Annotated in this window: 13 protein-coding genes; 4 read left to right on the top strand and 9 right to left on the bottom strand. The window is 64.7% G+C overall.

The window, feature by feature from the left end; translation table 11 throughout:
- Positions 1 to 37: 37 nt before the first annotated feature.
- From BMX67_RS01560 to glgB, 5 genes are all read right to left on the bottom strand, one after another.
- Positions 38 to 2,431 (bottom strand): glycogen/starch/alpha-glucan phosphorylase, encoded by a 2,394-nt coding sequence (locus BMX67_RS01560; RefSeq protein ID WP_090732207.1) that lies wholly within the window; start codon positions 2,429 to 2,431, stop codon positions 38 to 40.
- A 173-nt stretch (positions 2,432 to 2,604) separates the two neighbouring features.
- The gene (gene glgX, locus BMX67_RS01565) at positions 2,605 to 4,701 is read right to left on the bottom strand and encodes a glycogen debranching protein GlgX (protein WP_090731954.1); all 2,097 of its coding nucleotides are present in this window, start codon (positions 4,699 to 4,701) and stop codon (positions 2,605 to 2,607) included.
- Positions 4,698 to 6,125, bottom strand: a complete 1,428-nt coding sequence (gene glgA, locus BMX67_RS01570; protein WP_245739076.1) for a glycogen synthase GlgA — start codon at positions 6,123 to 6,125, stop codon at positions 4,698 to 4,700. Before glgA ends, glgX begins: the two co-directional genes overlap by 4 nt.
- Positions 6,122 to 7,381: a glucose-1-phosphate adenylyltransferase gene (glgC, locus tag BMX67_RS01575; protein WP_090731958.1), complete on the bottom strand. Its 1,260-nt coding sequence runs from the start codon at positions 7,379 to 7,381 to the stop codon at positions 6,122 to 6,124. Before glgC ends, glgA begins: the two co-directional genes overlap by 4 nt.
- 21 nt (positions 7,382 to 7,402) lie before the next feature.
- Positions 7,403 to 9,589, bottom strand: coding sequence for a 1,4-alpha-glucan branching protein GlgB (glgB, locus tag BMX67_RS01580; RefSeq protein ID WP_090731959.1), 2,187 nt, complete (start codon positions 9,587 to 9,589; stop codon positions 7,403 to 7,405).
- A 123-nt stretch (positions 9,590 to 9,712) separates the two neighbouring features.
- Here glgB and BMX67_RS01585 point away from each other — a divergent pair, with 123 nt between their 5' ends.
- On the top strand, positions 9,713 to 11,314 hold the full coding sequence (locus BMX67_RS01585) for an alpha-glucosidase (protein WP_090731961.1): 1,602 nt from the start codon (positions 9,713 to 9,715) through the stop codon (positions 11,312 to 11,314).
- A 20-nt stretch (positions 11,315 to 11,334) separates the two neighbouring features.
- Here the strand turns inward: BMX67_RS01585 and BMX67_RS01590 are convergent, their stop codons facing one another.
- Together BMX67_RS01590 and BMX67_RS01595 are read right to left on the bottom strand one after the other, a co-directional pair.
- Entirely contained in the window at positions 11,335 to 11,514 is a 180-nt protein-coding gene (locus BMX67_RS01590) for a hypothetical protein (RefSeq protein WP_342707892.1), read from the bottom strand.
- 78 nt (positions 11,515 to 11,592) lie between these two features.
- On the bottom strand, positions 11,593 to 13,101 hold the full coding sequence (locus BMX67_RS01595; RefSeq protein ID WP_090731964.1) for a malonate--CoA ligase: 1,509 nt from the start codon (positions 13,099 to 13,101) through the stop codon (positions 11,593 to 11,595).
- A 225-nt stretch (positions 13,102 to 13,326) separates the two neighbouring features.
- Here BMX67_RS01595 and BMX67_RS01605 point away from each other — a divergent pair, with 225 nt between their 5' ends.
- The 3 genes from BMX67_RS01605 to BMX67_RS01615 are packed head-to-tail and all read left to right on the top strand — an operon-like array spanning position 13,327 to position 15,671.
- A complete protein-coding gene (locus tag BMX67_RS01605; protein ID WP_090731968.1) occupies positions 13,327 to 14,268 on the top strand; it encodes a ring-cleaving dioxygenase in 942 nt (313 codons plus the stop codon).
- Between the two features lie 48 nt (positions 14,269 to 14,316).
- Positions 14,317 to 14,856 (top strand): NADPH-dependent FMN reductase, encoded by a 540-nt coding sequence (locus BMX67_RS01610; RefSeq protein ID WP_090731969.1) that lies wholly within the window; start codon positions 14,317 to 14,319, stop codon positions 14,854 to 14,856.
- A gap of 53 nt (positions 14,857 to 14,909) precedes the next feature.
- Positions 14,910 to 15,671: a VOC family protein gene (locus BMX67_RS01615; protein ID WP_090731970.1), complete on the top strand. Its 762-nt coding sequence runs from the start codon at positions 14,910 to 14,912 to the stop codon at positions 15,669 to 15,671.
- 38 nt (positions 15,672 to 15,709) lie between these two features.
- Here the strand turns inward: BMX67_RS01615 and BMX67_RS01620 are convergent, their stop codons facing one another.
- Both BMX67_RS01620 and serB read right to left on the bottom strand, forming a co-directional pair.
- The gene (locus BMX67_RS01620; RefSeq protein ID WP_090731972.1) at positions 15,710 to 17,206 is read right to left on the bottom strand and encodes a VOC family protein; all 1,497 of its coding nucleotides are present in this window, start codon (positions 17,204 to 17,206) and stop codon (positions 15,710 to 15,712) included.
- Positions 17,207 to 17,309: 103 nt separating this feature from the next.
- The gene (gene serB / locus BMX67_RS01625) at positions 17,310 to 18,185 is read right to left on the bottom strand and encodes a phosphoserine phosphatase SerB (protein ID WP_090731974.1); all 876 of its coding nucleotides are present in this window, start codon (positions 18,183 to 18,185) and stop codon (positions 17,310 to 17,312) included.
- Positions 18,186 to 18,304: the final 119 nt, after the last annotated feature.

Genomic DNA, 18,304 nt, shown 5'->3' on the forward strand with positions numbered 1-18,304 from the left:
TATTTTGCGCAGAACGCCCCCGACAAGCGGGTTTTATCTACGCCCCCGGTTCCAGCTTCCAGATATCCCGCAGATAACCGCGGATCGTCCGGTCAGATGAGAAAAAGCCCGATCGCGCAATATTCAGGGCCGCCATGCGGTCCCATCGGGCGGGGTCGCGATATGCGGCGTCGACCTGACGTTGCGCGGCGAAATAGTCGTCGAAATCGCTGGCGACCAAGAAGGGATCATCATTCCAGGTACGGTCCAGCAGCGCAAAATACGGCTCGGGGCGGCCAAAACGGCCTTCTGCGATCATATGCAGGGCGGCGGACAGATCGTCACTGGCCTCGATGGCGGCGCGGGCATGACCGGGGCGGGCGCGGGCCTGATCGACCTTGTCCGCCGTCAGGCCGAACAGGAAGAAATTTTCGGGTCCGACATGGTCGCGGATCTCGACATTGGCACCATCCAGCGTGCCGATGGTCAGCGCACCGTTCATGGTGAATTTCATGTTGCCGGTGCCCGACGCCTCTTTTCCGGCGGTCGAGATCTGTTCCGACAGATCGGCGGCAGGGATCAGATCCTCGGCCATCGAGACATTGTAATTCGGCGGATAGGCGATCTGCAGAAAATCGCGCGTGACCGGATCAGTGTTGATCGTCGCGGCGACATCGTTGATCAGATGGATCACGGTCTTGGCCAGCCAGTATCCCGGCGCGGCCTTGCCGCCGAAGATCTTGACCCGCGGCACCCAGTCGCCGTTCGGGTCGTCATGGATGCGCCGCCACAGGGCGATGGCTTCAAGGATGTTCAGCAGCTGACGTTTGTATTCGTGGATACGCTTGACCTGCACGTCGAAGATCGCGTCCGGATCGGCCCTGACGCCCAGCCCGGCCAGCAGCCCATCGGACAGCCAGACCTTGTTGGCACGCTTGGCCGCGCGCAGACGTGCCAGCAGCGCAGGATCCTCGGCATGAGGCTCTAACCCGCGCAACTGATCCAGATCGCCGGTCCAGCCCGTGCCGATCACATCGTCCAGCACCGCCGACAGCGCCGGGTTCGACATGCGCAGCCAGCGACGCGGTGTGACGCCGTTGGTCTGATTGACGATCCGCCCCGGATGCAGCCGGTTCAGATCGGCAAAGACGGTGCTTTTGACCAGATCCGTATGCAGGGCCGACACGCCGTTCACCCTGCCCGCCATGACGAAGGCCAGTTCGCCCATCCGCACCTCGTCATGATGGACGATACCCAGATGATCGGGGCGGCGGGTCTGCAGGCGGTGATCGTCGTCGATCATCTGTATGATCTGCATATGCCGCGGCAGGACGCGGCCCATCAGCCAGGTCGACCAGCGTTCCAGCGCCTCGGGCAGAAGGGTGTGATTGGTATAGTTCAGCGTGCCGCGCGCGATATCGCGGGCGGTCGGGAAATCCATGCCGTGATCGTCCATCAGCAGCCGGATCAGTTCCGGGCCCGCAATGGCCGGATGGGTGTCGTTCAGCTGAATCGCGACCTTGTCCGGCAGCTGCCGCAGATCGTCATGTTCCGACAGAAAGCGGCGCAGGATATCCTGAAGCGCGGCGGCCGTCAGGAAATACTCCTGTTTCAGCCGCAGTTCCTTGCCGGATTCGGTGCCGTCATCGGGGTAAAGCACGCGGCTGATGGTCCGGGCCAGCGCCTCGGGCTCGGCGGCGGCGGTGTGATCGCCCGCGTTGAAGCGGTGCAGATCGAACAGCGTCGTCGGATGCGCCCCCCACAGGCGCAGCGTATTTGCCCAATCGCCCTGCCAGCCGATCACCGGCGTATCATAGGCCCGCGCGATGACGCTTTCGCCGGGATGCCACACCGCGCGGCCATCGACCTGTTCGACATGCCCCTTGAACCCGATGGCATAGCTGTAATCCAGCCGCACGAATTCCCAGGGATGCGGTTGATTCAGCCAGTCTTCCGGGGTTTCGACCTGCTGGCCTGCCTCGAACCGCTGACGGAACAACCCGTGTTCATAGCGGATGCCATAGCCGAAGGCCGGAACCGACAGCGAGGAAAGCGATTCCATGAAACAGGCAGCCAGACGGCCTAGGCCGCCATTGCCAAGCGCGGCATCGGGTTCGTCGTCCAGAATCTGCTGCTTGTTCAGGCCCAGCAGGTCCAGCGCCCCATCCATGCTGTCATTCAGGCCCAGATTGATGATCGCGTCTTCCAGAATGCGGCCGATCAGAAATTCCATCGACAGGTAGTAAACCCGCTTGCGGCCCTGATCGCGCGCCCCCCGCAACGCCGCCATCCACGGCGTCACGATCAGGTCGCGGATGGTATAGCTGACGGCCAGCCGCCAATCGAAGGTCGTGGCGAATTCCTCGCCCCGGCCCTGCGTATGGGTCAGGTGGTAGAGGATCTGATCGCGAAGCGTTTCGGCAGAAGGCAGTTGGGTCACAAGGGGCCTCATCATGCAAATGCGGGCGACAGCGCTATCGGGCGGCGGCCACGCGCGATTGTCACGCAGATCCGCCATCCGCCATCGGTCAACATGCGTCTACAGCGAAATCCGCGCCGTGACAGCGTGCAACCGCCCGCTTGCGCGGCAATTTCCGCAAGGGCGTGGCGCAACTGCCGCGCGGGTCACCCGCATTCGGCGCTGTTGCATAGGACAAAGGCGGCGATGCTTTCGGCGGCGACGGTGACGGTGTCGCCACAGGCGTCGTCGGGTTCGCGTTCCAGCGCGCTGTCCAGCTGCCGCCGCCAATGGCCGCCCTGCCCGTTGGTGTCGGGCAGCCTGACCTTGGCCTGATTGCCGGCGTTGAACACCAGATAGACCGCCCCCGGCAGCGCCGCATAGGCCGGCGTTCCCGATGCCATCCGCATTTCCGCCCCCAAAAGCCGCAGATCGGGATTGGCCCAATCCTCGGGCCCCATCAGCCCGCCATCGGCCCGGCGCCAGAAAAGATCCGGCAGCCCGTCCTGTTCGCGCGGCTGGCTGTGCAGGAAGCGCCGCTGCCGCAGGATCGGATGCGCGCGGCGAAACGCGATGGCGCGGCGACAGAAATCCAGAAACTCGTCATCGACCGCCGACCAGTCGACCCAGCCGATCTCATTGTCCTGACAATAGGCGTTGTTGTTGCCGCCCTGCGAATTGCCCAGTTCGTCCCCGGCCAGGATCATGGGCGTTCCCTGGCTCAGCAGCAGCGTCGCCATCAGGTTGCGGCGACGGCGGGCGCGGCGGGCCAGCAATTCGGGATCGTCGCCCGGCCCCTCGACCCCGCAATTGTCCGAAACATTGTGATTGTGGCCGTCGCGGTTGTCCTCGCCATTGGCCTCGTTGTGCTTGTCGTTGTAGCTGACCGTATCCATCAGCGTGAAGCCGTCATGGGCAGCCACGAAATTGACCGAGGATGTCGCCGCCCGGCCATCATGATCGAACCGGGCCGCAGATCCGGCAATGCGCTTGGCCAGCTTGCCGACCAGCCCGGCATCCCCGCGCCAGAAGGCCCGGATCTGATCGCGAAAACGGTCGTTCCATTCCGCGAAGGGCGCGGGATAGCTGCCCAACTGATAGCCACCCTCGCCGATATCCCAGGGCTCGGCGATCAGCTTGACGCGGTTCAGCACCGGGTCCTGCCGCACGGCACGAAAGAAGGGCCCGTCGCGGTCGAACACGCCGCGCGTCCGGCCCAGCACCGAACACAGGTCAAAACGGAACCCATCGACATGCATCACCTCGACCCAATAGCGCAGGCTGTCCATCACCAGCCGCAGGGTAAAGGGGCTGTCCATGTTCAGCACATTGCCGGTGCCGGCATCGTTGACATAGAAACGGCGATCCTCGGCCAGCCGGTAATAGGCGGCGTTGTCCAGCCCGCGAAAGGACAGGGTCGGCCCAAGCTCGTTGCCCTCGGCGGTGTGGTTGTAGACCACGTCCAGAATGACCTCGATCCCGGCCTTATGGAACCGCGCGACCATTTGCTGAAATTCGGCGATATCGCCATCGCGCATGTAACGCGGCTCGGGCGCGAAAAAGCCGTAGGACATATAGCCCCAGTAATTGCGCAGCCCGCGCTCGGTCAGAAAGCGGTCATCGGCGAAGGCATGGACGGGCAGCAATTCGATCGCGGTCACGCCCAGATCGGTCAGATGGTCCAGCACCGGGTCCGAGGCCATGGCCGCAAAGCTGCCCGCATCGGGAATATCGCCGCGCCCGGCGGTCAGACCTTTGACATGCGCCTCGTAGATCACGGTATCGGCCATCGGACGTCGCAGCGGCCTGTCATCGCCCCAGGAAAAGCTGGTATCGGTGACCACGCATTTCGGCATGTGCTGGGCACTGTCGCGACGATCGAAGGACAGGTCCAGATCCGCATGCCCGGCGCGATAGCCCAGTATCGCGTCATGCATCCTTGGGCCGCCCGTCAGGCGCTTGGCATAGGGGTCGATCAACAGCTTGTTGGCGTTGAAGCGGTGCCCTTCTTGCGGGCGGTAGGGACCGTGAACGCGCAGGCCGTACCGCTGTCCGGGCCGCAATTCGGGAACATAGCCGTGCCAGACATGACCTTCGCGTTCGGGCAGGTCCAGTCGCGCGATCTCTTTGTTGCGGTCGTCGAACAGGCACAGCACCACCCGTTCGCCATGTTGCGAAAAGACGGCGAAATTCACCCCCGCACCGTCAAAGCTTGCCCCAAGTGGTGTGGGCGAACCTGCGGTCATCACATATCTGTCGTTCATTCGGTCGCGGTCAGCTCGGCGTAGAGGGCGGCGTAGGCTTGGGCCGACTGATCCCAGCCGACCGGTTGCGCCATCGCGTTCTGCTGAAGGCGGGACCATGTCTGATCATCCTTGTAAAGGGCACAAAGCCGCGAGAAGGCGTGCCGCAGCGTCAGCGCATCGACGGGCCAGAACTGCACCCCCGTCGCCACCTGACGCGCCAGCGCCGCCGGAGAGGCGTTGATGACCGTATCGGCCAGCCCCCCGGTCAGCGCGACCAGCGGCACCGTGCCATAGCGCAGCCCGTAAAGCTGTGTCAGGCCGCAGGGTTCGAACCTTGACGGCACAAGGATCGCATCCCCGCCCGCGATCATCCGGTGGGACAGGGCTTCGTCGTAACCGATCCGGACGGCGACATTCGGGTCGCGCGCGGCGTCCTGCCAGGCCGATTGCAGCGCGGCGTCGCCCGATCCCAGAACCGCCAGCTGCCCGCCCCCATCCAGCAGCGCGGGCAGCGATTCCAGAACCAGATCCAGCCCTTTCTGATGCGTCATCCGCGATACGATCACACATAGGGGACCGTCACTGTCGGGCAGGCCCATTTCAGCCCGCAGCGCGGCGCGGTTCGGGGCCTTGCCGGCGGGCCGATCATAGGGCGTGATCGCCGGATCGGTTGCGGGGTTCCAGACATCGCTGTCGATGCCATTCAGGATCCCGGTCAGATCGGCGCGGCGATGGCGGATCACCCCCTCCATCCCCATGCCGAATTCCGGTGTCATCAGCTCGGTCGCATAGGTCGGGGACACGGTCGTCAGGCGGTCTGCCCCGATCAGCCCGGCCTTCAGCGCGGAAATCTGACCCCAATATTCATAGCCTTCGCTGTGAAACCGCGCCGGATCCAGTCGCAACGCATGCAGTCGGTCGGGGCGTGCCGGGCCGGTAAAGGCGATATTATGGATGGTCAGCACGCTGCGGATATCGCCCACGCCGAAGCGGCGCAGATATTCCGGCATGAACCCCGCCTGCCAGTCATGGCCATGCACGATGTCTGGCCGCCAGTCCCCCGCGCCCTGCGCCGCGATCTGCGCCGCCACCCAGGACAGCGCGGCAAAGCGTTCGGGATTGTCGGGCCAGTCGTGGCCATCGGGGCCCAGATAGGGATTGCCGGGCCGCTGATACAGATGCCCGGCCTCGATCACCAACAGGTCCAGCCCCGCCGCCTGCCCCGCCAGCAACCGCGCCGTGCCGCCGAACAGATCGTCGATCTGCGAAAGCTCGCGGGTATCCGTCAAGGCCGCGATGATCGCGGGATAACCCGGCAGCAGGGTCCGCATCTGCACCCCTTCGCGGGCCAGCGCGGCAGGCAGCGCGCCGACCACATCGGCCAGACCACCGGTCTTGACCAAGGGCGCGCATTCCGAGGCGACCGACAGAACCCGCATCACAGGCTGGCCGCGCGGGCGTCCAGCATCGCCTGAGTGATCAGGGTCACGCCGTTCTCGCTGACCCGGAACCACCTGGCATCCTCGCGCGCATCCTCGCCCACGATCAGCCCCTCGGGGATGACCACGCCGCGGTCGATCACCGCCTTGGTCAGCCGTGCGCGGCGATGGACCGTGACATAGGGCAGCGCCACGACATGATCCAGCGAGGCCCAGGAATTCGTCTGCACCCGTGTGAACAGCAGCGAATTGCGGATCTCGGTCCCCGAAATGATGCATCCGCCCGACACCATTGACGACAGCGCCATCCCGCGGCGGTCCTTTTCGTCATGGATGAATTTCGCCGGGGGCACCGATTCCGAATAGGTCCAGATGGGCCAGTCATTGTCCCACAGGTTCAGTTCCGGCGTGAAATTCGTCAGGTCGATATTGGCCTGCCAGAACGCATCGACCGTGCCGACATCCTTCCAATAGGCGGGTGCCCCTTCGGCCCGGACGCAGGACACGTCAAAGCGATGCGCCATCGCCTTGCCGCGCCGTACGATGTCGGGGATCAGGTCATGGCCGAAATCATGGCTGGAGTTGGGATCCTCGGCATCGGCCCGCAGCAGATCGCGCAGAAAGGCCCAGTTGAAGACATAGATCCCCATCGAGGCCAGCGACTTGTCGGGATCGCCGGGCATTCCGGGCGGATCGGCGGGTTTTTCCAGAAACGAGGTGATGCGCCCCTTGTCGTCCACCGCCATGACGCCAAAGGCGCTGGCCTCGCTGCGCGGGACGGTCAGGCAGCCGACCGTCACATCGGCGCCGCTTTCGACATGCTCGCGCAGCATGATCTCGTAATCCATCTTGTAGATGTGATCGCCCGCAAGGATGATGACGTAATCCACGTCATAGCTGTCAACGATGTCGATATTCTGCGCGACCGCATCGGCGGTCCCGCGATACCAGTGTTCCTCGGACATGCGCTGACTGGCGGGCAGGATGTCCAGAAATTCGTTCCGCTCGGCCCGAAAGAAGTTCCAGCCGCGCTGGCAATGGCGGATCAGGCTGTGGGCCTTGTACTGGGTGGCGACGGCGATCTTGCGGATGCCGCTGTTCATCGCGTTCGACAGGGCGAAATCGATGATCCGGGTCTTGCCGCCGAAATAGACGGCGGGCTTGACGCGCCGGTCGGTCAGTTCCTTCAGGCGGCTGCCACGCCCCCCCGCCAGAACAAAAGCCATCGCCCGGCGGGTCAGTCGTTTCGTCTCGGCCATGTCAGATCCTCCCCAATGATGTCAGTCGTCGGCCGTAAAGATCACCACGGACAGCGGCGGCAAGGTCACCGCCATCGACGCAGGCTGTCCGTCCTGCGCGGGCCCGTCCGCCGTGACGCGCCCCAGATTGCCCAAGCCGCTGCCGCCATAGATCGCGGCGTCGGTATTGATCGCCTCGCGCCACGATCCCGCGCGCGGCACCCCGATCCGGAACCTATCGCGCGGGACCGGGGTAAAGTTGCACGCGACCACCACCGGCGGGTCGGCGTCGTCACCGCGACGCAACCAGATATAGGTGGATTGATCGGCATCGGTCGCGATCCACTGGAAGCCGTCGGCATTGCAATCCTTCAGATGCAGCGCGGGCGTTTCGCGATACAGCCGGTTCAGGTCGCGGATCAGCGCCTGCACGCCCTTGTTCGGCGGCTGTTCGGCGGCATGCCAGTTCAATTCGCCATTGTGGTTCCATTCCTCGGGCTGGGCGAATTCGCAGCCCATGAACAACAGTTTCTTGCCCGGATGCCCCCACATGAAGCCGTAATAGGCCCGAAGATTGGCGAATTGCTGCCATTCGTCGCCGGGCATCTTGCGCAGCATGCTGCCCTTGCCATGCACGACCTCGTCATGGCTGATCGGCAGGATGAAATTCTCGGAAAAGGCATACATCAGGCCAAAGGTCATCTGGTCGTGATGGTATTTGCGATGCACCGGGTCCTGCTGGATATAGCGCAGGGTGTCGTTCATCCAGCCCATGTTCCACTTGAACCCGAAGCCCAGCCCGCCGGTATCGACAGGCGTCGAGACATTCGGAAAGGACGTGCTTTCCTCGGCCACGGTCATGATGCCGGGGCATTCGCCATAGCTGATGACATTCATGTTCTGCATGAAGGCGATGGCTTCGTAATTCTCGCGCCCGCCATCGCGGTTCGGCACCCATTCGCCATCCTTGCGCGAATAGTCGCGATACAGCATCGAGGCGACGGCATCCACGCGCAGCCCGTCGATATGATATTCCTGCAACCAGTACAACGCGTTCGAGATCAGGTAATTCTGCACCTCGGTCCGGCCATAATTGTAGATCAGGGTGTTCCAGTCCTGGTGGAACCCCTCGCGCGGGTCGGCATGTTCATAAAGCGGCGTGCCGTCGAACCGTGCCAGCCCATGCGCATCGGTCGGGAAATGGCCCGGCACCCAGTCCAGCAGAACACCCAAGCCCGCCTGATGCGCGGCATCGACCAGATCGCGGAATTCATGCGGCGGGCCGAACCGGATCGTCGGCGCGTAAAGGCCGACCGGCTGATAGCCCCATGAGCCGTCAAAGGGAAACTCGCTGACCGGCAAAAGTTCCAGATGGGTAAAGCCCATATCCTTGGCATAGCCGACCAGATCGCGGGCCAGTTCCTTGTAGGACAGGGGCCGCCCGTGATCGTCCCAGCGGCGGCGCCAACTGCCCAGATGCACCTCGTAGATGCTGATCGGGGCCTGATGGTCCTGTATTTCGCTGCGGGTCGCCATCCACAGGTCATCCCGCCAGCCAAAACCGGAAATGTCGCGCACCACGCTGGCTTTTTCGGGGGGATGCTGGCTGCCGAACCCGACCGGATCGGCCTTCTGCATGACCGAGCCATCGGCGCCGAGGATCTCGTATTTGTAAAGTTCCCCCTCGGACAGGGATGGCAGGAAGATTTCCCAGACACCGGAACCGCCGATGCGCCGCATCGGATGGCGGCGACCGTCCCACTGGTTGAATTGGCCCACCACCGAAACCCGCCGCGCATTGGGCGCCCAGACGGCGAAATGCGTGCCCGCGACGCCCTGATGGGTCATCACATGCGCCCCAAGCGCCTGCCACAACCTGCGATGCGTCCCCTCGCCCAGAAGATGCAGATCAACCTCGCCCAGCACCGGATCGAACCGATAGGGGTCGTGAAATTCCCACGCGACCCCGCCGCCCGACACCGCCTTCAGCCGATAGGGCCCGGCCCCGACCGGACCCGCGAACAGATCGCCCTTGATGCGGGGCAAGGGCATCTCGCCCGTGTCGGTGATGGCCGACAGCGACGCGATATCGGGGTGAAAAGCCGTGACCCACCAGCGGCCCTTGTGCTTGTGCGGTCCCAGCACGTCGAAGGGCCGATCGTGCTGCCCCGCGCCCAGCAAAGCCAGATCACGTTCCGCGATGGGTGAAGGATTCGGCATCTCGCTCATACCCGCACTGTAGCCTGCGCAAGTTTTCACACAATGCGCATGTGAACGCTAACTTCCACTTTCCCTTGCTGCCGGTGTCGTGCTTGTCTGGCCTCGACACGCATCACGGGACAGGAGTTTCCGATGACCGAATGGTGGCGAGACGCGGTGATCTACCAGATCTATCCCCGCAGCTTTCAGGACGACAATGGCGATGGGATCGGCGATCTGCGCGGCATCACGCGGCGGCTGGATCACGTGGCCGCGCTGGGGGTGGATGCGATCTGGCTGTCGCCGATCTTCACCTCGCCGATGAAGGACATGGGCTATGACGTGTCGGATTACACCGATATCGACCCGCTGTTCGGCACGCTGGCGGATTTCGACGCGATGGTCGCGCGGGCGCATGATCTGGGCCTGAAGGTCATCATCGATCAGGTCATCAGCCATACCAGCGACAAGCATCCCTGGTTCGAGGAATCGCGCCAAAGCCGCAGCAACCCCAAGGCCGACTGGTATGTCTGGGCCGATCCCAACCCCGACGGCACGCCGCCGACGAACTGGCCCTCGGTCTTTGGTGGGCCGGCCTGGGAATGGGAACCGCGCCGCCGACAGTATTACCTGCACAACTTCCTGATCCAGCAGCCGGACCTGAATTTCCACCACCGCCCGGTGCAGGATGCGCTGCTGGACACGATGCGCTTCTGGCTGGACCGGGGCGTCGACGGGTTCCGGCTGGACACGGTGAACTACTATTTCCACGACGACAAGCTGCGCGACAACCCGCCCAATCCCGACGCGGACGGGCCGGAAACCTATGGTTATCAACAGCATATACACTCCAAGAACCGCCCCGAGAATATCGGCTTTCTGAAACGGCTGCGCGCGCTGACCGATGAGTACGACGCGCGGATGATGGTGGGCGAGGTCGGCGATGGCGGCGACACCGCGATCCGCATCATGGCCGAATATACCGAGGGCAGCGACCGCCTGCATATGTGCTACAGCTTTGAAATGCTTGGCCCCGCCTTTACCGCCAGGCATTTCCGCCATGTGATCGAGGGCGTGCAGAAAGGCGCACCCGACGGGCATTCCTGCTGGTCCTTTTCCAACCATGACGTGCCGCGCCATGTGACCCGCTGGGGCGATCACGCGCTGAACCGGGACGATCTGGCGAAACAGGCGGCGGCGATGCTGCTGTCCTTTCCCGGCTCGGTCTGCCTTTATCAGGGCGAAGAGCTGGGCCAGACCGAAACCGAGCTTGTCTATGCGGAACTGACCGACCCCCCTGCCCTGCGCTTCTGGCCCGAGGTGAAGGGCCGCGACGGCTGTCGCACGCCGATGGTCTGGGACGCCGACGCCCCGAATGCGGGCTTTTCATCGGCCAAACCCTGGCTGCCGGTCAAGGAACCGCAGGCGGCCCGTGCCGTCGCCACGCAAGAGGCCGGAAATGACAGCGTGCTGTCGGGCTATCGCGCGACGCTGGCCCATCGCAAGGCCACGCCCGCGCTGCGCTGGGGCGCGACAAGGTTTCTGGACCTGCCCGAACCGTTGCTGGCCTTTCGCCGCGACCATGACGGCCAGACGGTGACCTGCATCTTCAACCTGTCAAAGACCCCGGCAGTGGTGCAGGCCGCCGGATGCACGCTGATCGGTCCGGGTCATGCCAGCCTGTCGGGCGATGTCCTGAACCTGCCTGCCAATGGCTTTGCATGGCTGGACGGCGCCCCGGATCTGACGGTCTGATGCGGCGTGCAAGGCGGGCTTCAATCCGCCTTGCGCAGGAAGAACAGCTGATAGCACAGGTAAAGCCCGGCGGCCGCAAACAGAAGTGCCCAGAAACCATTGCCGTGCCAGGCCTCGACCCCGGCCCAAAGCAGGGGCGACAGACCGCAGATCAGGCGCACCCACAGCGGGCGGAAGAACGGGGCGTTCGGGTCGATCATCACATGGTCCTGTCAGTTGCGGACGCGGCATTCGTGCCGCGCCCCAGCCCTGCCACAAATCGCCCACGCGGGAAAGCGTCAGCCCCTGAACAGCGCGGCATGTTCGCTGCGCAACGCGGCCTTCTGCACCTTTCCCATGGTATTGCGCGGCAGTTCATCGACCACGATCACCTTCCTGGGTTGCTTGAACCTGGCCAGCCGATCCGCCAGCGCGTCGATGATCGCCTGCGGATCAGGGTCCTGGCCCTTGTCGCGCGCCACCACGGCCACCACCCCTTCACCAAGATCGGGATGCGGCACGCCGATCACCGCGCTTTCCAGAACGCCCGGCAATTCATCGATCAGCAACTCGACCTCTTTGGGATAGATGTTGAACCCGCCCGAGATGATCATGTCCTTGCCGCGTCCGACGATGACGACATAACCATCCTCGTCGATCAGCCCCAGATCGCCGGTCTTGAACCAGCCATCCCCGGCCAGTTCCTCGGCGGTCTTTTCGGGCATCCGCCAATAGCCCTGAAACACATTGTCGCCGCGCACCTCGATCATGCCGATCTGACCCTGCGGCAGGTCGGCACCGTCATCATCGGTGATCTTCAATTCGACCCCCGGCAGCGGAAAGCCCACCGTCCCCGCGCGGCGCTCGCCGTCATAGGGGTTCGAGGTGTTCATGTTGGTTTCCGTCATGCCATATCGTTCAAGGATGCGGTGCCCAGTGCGCTGTTCGAAGGCGCGGTGGGTTTCGGCCAGAAGCGGCGCACTGCCCGAGGTGAACAGCCGCATCTTCTGGGTCAGGTCGCGGTTGAATTCGGGCCGATCCAGCAGCCGGGTATAGAATGTCGGCACGCCCATCAGGCTTGTGGCCTGCGGAATCAGGCGAATGATCGCATCGGCATCGAAACGCGCCAGCCAGATCATCGCACCGCCGGTCAGCATCATCACATTGCTGGCCACAAACAGGCCGTGGGTGTGAAAGATCGGCAGCGCATGCAGCAGCACGTCATCCGCTCCGAACCGCCAAGCATCGGCCAGCGTGCGGGCATTCGACAGCAGATTGTCATGGCTCAGCATGGCGCCCTTGGACCGGCCCGTCGTGCCCGACGTATACAGGATCGCCGCCAGGGCACTGCCCTCGCGCGGGGTCGGGCTGTGGGTTTCGGGATGGCGGATCGCCTCGGCCATCAGACTGCCGCTGCCATCCGCGGCCAGCGTCAGCAGCGCTGCATCGGGGGCCATGAAATCATCGCGCAGCCCTTCACGCGCCGGGTCGCAGACGACCAGCGCGGGTTCCGCATCGCCGACGAAATAGGCGATCTCGGCCGGGGTATAGGCGGTGTTCAGCGGCAAAAAGACCGCCCCCGCCCGCACGGTCGCCAGATACAGCGCAAGCGCCTGCGGCGATTTCTCGACCTGCGCGGCCACCCGGTCGCCGGGCGTAACCCCTTGGGCCACCAGCAGATTCGCCAGACGGCCAGACAGGCGGTGGATCTGGTCATAAGAATGCCGCGTACCGTCCGGCAGGATCAGGAAATCGCGCTGCGATCCGGCATGAGGGGCCATCAAGGCATCGTAAAGCGTGTTGATCATGTCTGTCCGTCCGTGATGTCCGCCCGGGCCATTGCCCCGATCCTGCCGACGGCATCCTGCAACCCTTTGCGCCCCGCGACAATCCGCGATCCTGCCCGGAACCGCCATGCGACCGCCCGGCGCGGTGTTCGCGCAAAGCGAACGCCGCTTTGCACCGATGGCGCCTGCCGGAAACGCCGCCAGCCCCGCATATTGAGATCAAGCAACATCGACAGGAGTTTCGCCATGCAATTGCAAGGCATTCACCACCTGACCGCCATCACCGCCGACGCGGCCGGAAACAACCGCTTCTATACCGAAACGCTGGGAATGCGGCGGGTCAAGAAGACGGTGAACCAGGACGACACCTCGGCCTATCACCTGTTCTTCGCGGATGGCGCGGGGACGCCGGGCACCGACATCACCTTTTTCGACTGGCCGGCCGCCCGCGAACGTCGCGGCACTAATTCGATCAGCCGCACCGGGCTGCGCGTGGCGCAGGACAGTCTGGATTACTGGGCGCGCCGCCTGCGTGATCTGGGTGTGTCCAGCGGAACGATCACCGAACTGGATGGCCGCGCCAGCCTTGATGTCGAGGACCCCGAGGGACAGCGCCTGCGCCTGATCGCCGCCCCCGACCCGGTGGGACAGCCGTGGGCGCACAGCCCGGTGCCCGCCGATCATCAGATCCGCGGCCTTGGCCCGATCACCATTTCGGTCCCGGACCTGGCCCCGACCCAGGCGCTGCTGACGCAGGTGATGAACATGCGCAAGGCGCGGGACTATGCCAGCCCCGATGGCGAAGGCCGGGTTCATGTCTTTGACATGGGGCCGGGCGGGGCCGCGGCGGAACTGCATGTTGCGGTCCAGCCGGGTCTGCCGATGGCCCGTCAGGGCGCGGGCGGCGTGCATCACGTGGCCTTTCGCGTGCCGGGCAAGCCCGAACTGACCGAATGGGCATCCCGCGTCGCACAGTTCCGCGTGCCGAATTCCGGCGAGGTCGAGCGTTACTATTTCCGCTCGCTGTATTTCCGCGAACCGGGGGGCAACCTGTTCGAACTGGCCACCGACGACCCCGGCTTCGACGTGGATGAACCGCGCGACACGATGGGTCAGGGCCTGTCCCTGCCGCCCTTCCTGGAAGGCAAGCGCGCCCAGATCAAGGCGGAACTCAAACCGCTCGACTAGCATAGGTCCGGGGGGCACCATGCCCCCACCCACCGGAAGGAGCCTGACATGACGACGATCCTCGGCCTCAGCGGCAGCCTGCGCCGCGCGTCCTTCAACACCGGCCTGTTGCGGGCCGCCCGTGACAGCGCCCCTGACGGGGTCCGGATCATCATCGGGTCCATCACCGATGTCCCCCTGTATAATGGCGATGCCGAGGCGGCCTCGGGCACGCCCAAGGCAGTGCAGCGCCTGAATGCGCAGCTTGCCGGGGCCGACGGGCTGCTGCTGGTCAGCCCGGAATACAACAACGGCATTCCCGGCGTCTTCAAGAACGCGATCGACTGGATGTCGCGCGGCGACGGGCTGGCGAATTTCAAGGGCAAGCCCGTCGCGGTGACCGGTGCCTCGCCCGGCAGTTTCGGCACCGCCCACGCACAAAGCCACTGGCTGCCGGTGCTGCGGACATTGCAGACGCGCCCGTTCTGGGAGGGGCGGCTGATGGTGTCGAAGGCGGGCGATCTGTTCGACGAGGACGGCAACCTGACCGATGACAAGACGCGCGACCGGCTGGCCCGCTTTGTCGCCGATTTCGCCGCCACGCTGTAGACGGACCGACCGGGCCGTCGCGACAGGTCCGGGATCAGGAAAGGGGAACGCCAATGGATGGGCGTGAAATCGATCATGTGGCCCTGACCGTGCGCGATCTGCCCGGCATGGAACGCTTTTATGAAACGGCGCTGGGACTGCGGCCGATGGGCGGCGACGGCGCGACGCGGCGACTGGGCACAGGCAGCCGTGTCCTTCTGGAACTGCGCGGCGATCCGGCGGCCATGCCGCAGGATCCGTCGCAGGCAGGGCTGTTTCACACCGCCTTTCTGCTGCCGTCGCGCAGGGATCTGGCCGAATGGCTGCGTCACGCCGCCGATACGGGCCTGCGTCTGACCGGCGCCAGCGACCACGGCGTCAGCGAGGCGATCTATCTGGACGACCCCGAGGGCAACGGGATCGAGGTCTATCGCGACCGAGCCCCGCAGGACTGGCCGCGCGACATGGGCCGGATCCGGATGTTCACGCATCGGCTGGACCTGAACGATCTGGCGGCTGAGGCGCAGACAGCGTGGCACGGCATCGCGGCGGACGCGACGGTCGGGCATGTGCATCTGCAGGTGGGCGATCTGCGACAGGCGGATGGGTTCTTTCTGGATGAACTGGGGCTGGATCTGCAATTTCAGGCGACAGGCGGCGGCTGGTATGGCTGGAACGGCTATCACCACCACCTTGCGGGAAATATCTGGAACAGCCGCAATGCCGGCCCCCGCCCGCAAGGCATGGCCGGCCTTGCCGAAGTGGTGATCGCGGACCCCGCCCGCGCCGGGCATCAGATAACCGACCCGTGGGGCACCCGGTTTCGCATTGCCTAGGGGCAAGGCTGCGGCCCATCGCGGGCCGCAGCGGTTGGCTATAGCCATTGTTGCGCGGTGGTCAGATCATCAGGCGACAGATTATGCCCGGCATTGATCTGCCGCGCCGTCAGATCGGCACCGCTGTTCCGCAACCATGCGTTCAGCGCCGGGGCATAGCGGCCATATGGATCCTGCGCCCCGGCCAAAGTCAGGACCCGCGTGCCCGTCAGATCGACCTTCGGCATCTGTGACAGCACCGCCATCGGGCGCAGCAGCACCGCCTGCCGGATCAGTCCGGGATAAAGCCCCATGACCGCGCCGGCGAAATTCGCGCCGTTGGAATAGCCCAGCACGGTCAGCCGCGCCGGGTCCAGATCATAGCCGGACACCGCCCCATCCCAGAAGGCGCGAAAGGCCCGCGCCTCGGACCGGATGTCGTCCTGATCGAAGCTGTCCACCGACAGCCGCCGGAAAAAGCGCGCCACCCCTTCTTCGGTTGATCGTCCACGGACGCCGATCAGCGTGGCATGGGGCGCGATGCGATGGGCCAGCGGCATCAGATCGGCCTCGTTTCCGCCGGTGCCATGCAACAGCACCATCGCCGAGCCGTCGGCGGCATCGGGGCGGTGGATCCGGTGAACGAAGGGCAGTTGTCGCATGATGGTCCTTTCCTCGCCCGGACGGGCGAATTGCGGCAGGCTGACGCGCAGATCCGCGCTTTGCGCTGCAAATTCAGGGGGAAAGACCAGCTTGTGTCCCAAGGCCTCGGCAGGCTCGTCCACCGCCATGCCGGGACCGTCGCTGGCCAGTTCGATCAGCACGCCCGCCGGGTCCCGCACATAAAGCGAGGTGAAATACCTGCGGTCATGCACGGTGGTAGCGCCGGGCAGTCTGGCCTGCCATGTCGTGACCTGCGCCGCATCCGGCACGCGCAGCGCGACATGGTCGATGACCCCGGTGCCGGGAATACCCGGAACGAAGCCCGACGCATCGCGGATATCCAGCGCCCCGCCCGGCGATGTCAGGCGGGTGACCCCCGCCTCGACCGCCGTGATGCCAAAGCCGAACTGCGCCAGAAATGCCGTTGTGGCGAAGACGTCATCGGACCACAAAGTCGCCGCATGCAGACCCGAAGGCGCGGCAGGCCAGTCGCCATCGGGCTGATCGGTGCCGACCAGCTTGACGATGATGCCGTCGGGGTCCTTCAACCGCAGTACCGAGGCGCCGAATTCGCGCGAAGGCCCCTGAACCGCGATGCCGTGATCCAGGGCGCGCGTCAGCCAGTCGCCGATCCGGCCACGGGGGATCGTCAACGCGATCTCGGCCACCTGACCGTGCCCCACCCGCCCCGGCGCGCCGCCCTGCCAGACCAGAAAGCTGATCAGCGTCCCCGGACGACCCCGCGCATCCCCATAGAACAGGTGCAATTGCTGCGCATCCTCGAACCCGGCGGTCTGCTTGACCAGCGACAGGCCCAGAAATCCCATCCAGAAATCGACATTCGCCTGCACATCGCGGGTGATGGCAGTGACGTGATGCAAGCCGCCGCGCATCTCTCCATCCTTTCGTCAGAAACCTGACTGCAAGATGGAGGCGAACCATGTCCGCGCCCAGTGGACAGCTACGGAACAGGGTGTTCGACGGGATCGAACGGAATCAGGCCGCGAAATCGGCGGCGCGATAGCCTTGCAGATACAGAAGCGCGGTCAGATCGCCATGGTTGATGCGGATGCCCGCCTGCGCGGCAACGGCGGGCTTGGCATGCAGCGCCACGCCAGCCCCGGCCAGTTGCAGCATTCCCAGATCATTCGCGCCGTCCCCGACCGCAATCGCCTGATCGACGGTGATGCCGCGCGTGGCGGTGATGTCCTGCAGCGCCTCGATCTTGGCCTCGCGGCCCAGGATCGGGCGGCCCACATCGCCGGTCAGCTTGCCGTCACGGGCCAGAAGGATATTGGCCCGGTTCTCGTCAAAGCCAAGCATGGCGGCGACCGGCCCCGTAAAGCTGGTGAACCCGCCCGACACCAGCGCGGCATAGGCCCCGTTGGCGCGCATGGTGGCGACCAGCTCCAGACCGCCGGGCGCCAGGGTGATCCGGGTCTTCAGCACCTCGGCGATGACCGATTCGTCCAGACCGGCCAGCAGGCCCACCCGCTCGATCAGGGCGTCGTTGAAGTTCAGCTCGCCATTCATGGCGCGGGCGGTGATATCGGCGACACGCGCCCCGACCCCCGCCATATCGGCCAGCTCGTCGATGCATTCCTGCTGAATCATGGTCGAATCCATATCGGCCAGCAGCAGCATCTTGCGGCGGCCCTGTGCCGGCTGGATCGCCAGATCGATACCGACGCGTTGCAGATCGGCCCAGACGCGATCCAGATCCGCAGGTTGCGCGGCCACATCGAATTCCGCTGCGATGCCGGGGTTCAACCAGCGCAGCCCGCTGCCATCCCAGCCGCGCGCCAGCCCGTCCACAAGGGCGCTTTCCAGATTGGCCCGCGCGGGGGCAGCGATCAGCGAGACGGTGAACATGGACGCTCCTGTTATTGGACAGATCGGGATGTAGGCCAAAGTTTTCGCTTGCGCCAGTGCGGCCGAGACCTGTATGTCCGTCCGTGGGACACCCTTCCCCAACGAAGGGCTTTTAGCTG

The organism is Paracoccus homiensis (assembly GCF_900111675.1).
Lineage (GTDB): Bacteria > Pseudomonadota > Alphaproteobacteria > Rhodobacterales > Rhodobacteraceae > Paracoccus > Paracoccus homiensis.

Excerpts from the sequence above, each read along its gene's own strand:
- BMX67_RS01560 (WP_090732207.1), bottom strand. The coding sequence starts at position 2,431 with ATGAGGCCCCTTGTGACCCAACTGCCTTCTGCCGAAACGCTTCGCGAT.
- glgX (WP_090731954.1), bottom strand. The coding sequence starts at position 4,701 with ATGAACGACAGATATGTGATGACCGCAGGTTCGCCCACACCACTTGGG.
- glgC (WP_090731958.1), bottom strand. The coding sequence starts at position 7,381 with ATGGCCGAGACGAAACGACTGACCCGCCGGGCGATGGCTTTTGTTCTG.
- glgB (WP_090731959.1), bottom strand. The coding sequence starts at position 9,589 with ATGAGCGAGATGCCGAATCCTTCACCCATCGCGGAACGTGATCTGGCT.
- BMX67_RS01585 (WP_090731961.1), top strand. The coding sequence starts at position 9,713 with ATGACCGAATGGTGGCGAGACGCGGTGATCTACCAGATCTATCCCCGC.
- BMX67_RS01590 (WP_342707892.1), bottom strand. The coding sequence starts at position 11,514 with ATGATCGACCCGAACGCCCCGTTCTTCCGCCCGCTGTGGGTGCGCCTG.
- BMX67_RS01595 (WP_090731964.1), bottom strand. The coding sequence starts at position 13,101 with ATGATCAACACGCTTTACGATGCCTTGATGGCCCCTCATGCCGGATCG.
- BMX67_RS01605 (WP_090731968.1), top strand. The coding sequence starts at position 13,327 with ATGCAATTGCAAGGCATTCACCACCTGACCGCCATCACCGCCGACGCG.
- BMX67_RS01610 (WP_090731969.1), top strand. The coding sequence starts at position 14,317 with ATGACGACGATCCTCGGCCTCAGCGGCAGCCTGCGCCGCGCGTCCTTC.
- BMX67_RS01615 (WP_090731970.1), top strand. The coding sequence starts at position 14,910 with ATGGATGGGCGTGAAATCGATCATGTGGCCCTGACCGTGCGCGATCTG.
- BMX67_RS01620 (WP_090731972.1), bottom strand. The coding sequence starts at position 17,206 with ATGCGCGGCGGCTTGCATCACGTCACTGCCATCACCCGCGATGTGCAG.
- serB (WP_090731974.1), bottom strand. The coding sequence starts at position 18,185 with ATGTTCACCGTCTCGCTGATCGCTGCCCCCGCGCGGGCCAATCTGGAA.